1 rRNA gene is annotated in these 521 nt (G+C 50.5%); it reads left to right on the top strand.

From position 1 onward, the window contains the following. Positions 1-10 precede the first annotated feature (10 nt). Positions 11-125 (top strand): 5S ribosomal RNA (rrf, locus tag D7D26_RS12055). The last annotated feature ends 396 nt before the right edge of the window (positions 126-521 follow it).

The raw sequence follows: 521 nt of genomic DNA, 5'->3' as shown, positions 1-521 counted from the left end.
GAACAGAGATACTGGTGATAAATGCGGAGGGGGTCCACCCGGTCCCATGCCGAACCCGGCAGTTAAGCCCTCACGCGCCGATGGTACTGCGATTCGCTTCGCGGGAGAGTAGGTCCTCGCCCGTGTCTCTGTTTTTTTTCTTCCTTACTTCTTCCTTCTTCTTCCTTCTTTTTCTTTGCTTCTTCCTTCTTCTCTTTTTCTCTTCCTTGTCTCCGCTCGAAAATCTTCGCTTAAAAATCTTCGCTCAAAAATCGCCGGCCCGCTGCGGAAAATCTTTCCCGCCGCGGGCCGGCCTTTTTTGGCTCTTTTTTCTTAAAGCGGGAATCGCTGATCGTGACGGAAAGGACAGCGCTGCGGATTGCCTTCGGCGCGGTAGATTTTTTTGTTTGCGAGATCGTAGACGACGGACCAGACGGTAGCCTTGCCTGTACTGGGGGGATACTGATACTATTTCTCAATTAAAGCACCTAACAATCCATTGTCTTGCGGTAATACTCCTTATGGTCTGAGCGGTGAGATTT

Origin of the sequence: Pyramidobacter sp. CG50-2 (assembly GCF_003612005.1) — a bacterium.
Lineage (GTDB): Bacteria > Synergistota > Synergistia > Synergistales > Dethiosulfovibrionaceae > Pyramidobacter.
The sequence above is the reverse complement of the archived record's forward strand: the minus strand, read 5'-3'. Positions and strand labels throughout refer to the sequence as shown.